This window comes from Tsukamurella sputi, from assembly GCF_007858445.1.
Taxonomy (GTDB): domain Bacteria; phylum Actinomycetota; class Actinomycetes; order Mycobacteriales; family Mycobacteriaceae; genus Tsukamurella; species Tsukamurella sputi.
In genome coordinates, this window is record NZ_VIGV01000110.1 from 1 (window position 1) to 609 (window position 609).

Genomic DNA, 609 nt, shown 5'->3' on the forward strand with positions numbered 1-609 from the left:
GAGACCATCGGTTGCTATTGCAATAGCAACCGATGGTCTCCTCCGCGCCCGCTTCGCCGCTCACCGGGAATGGAGGGCGCTCTGCGGTGGCCGGGTCAGGTTGGTGTGTTGAGCTGGTCGAAGTGCGCACGAGTGTCGCGCACGAGACGACCCACGATGAAGGGCATCGCCGCACGGGTCATGATCGCGGGAGCGGCAACGGCGACCACGAACTCCCACCGGACACGACAACCCCCGGGGGCGGCGCTCACCGTGATCCGTTCGCCGAGGCGCCGGATTCCCGGGACCGTCGCGGAGGTGACGCTGAACGCGGCCTGTCCTCTTCCCATTCGAGCGTCGGGCTTCTCCCACACGAAGAACTCCTCGTGCACGCCGGCGCCGGGCGCCATCGTGACCTCGCGCGTCGCCCCCGTGCAGTCACGGCGCTGAGAAACCCACCGGGTGCTTCGCGCCAGCGAGAACCACCTCTGCGGGCGCTCCTGGTGCAGTTCAGCCCAGAAGACGTCCGGCGCGACGGGGAGCTCGAATTCGGTCTCGTAGAATCCGCTCGAGCGTGATCGTGCGTCGAACATGTCGCTCGTGACTCGCTGCGGCGTGAATCTCATGGTG

General features: G+C 67.2%; 1 protein-coding gene. It reads right to left on the reverse strand.

Annotated features, from left to right (window positions below):
- Nucleotides 1-95: 95 nt before the first annotated feature.
- Nucleotides 96-609 (reverse strand): SRPBCC family protein (locus FK268_RS23395; RefSeq protein ID WP_146437839.1); only part of this gene is annotated, 514 nt, incomplete at its 5' end.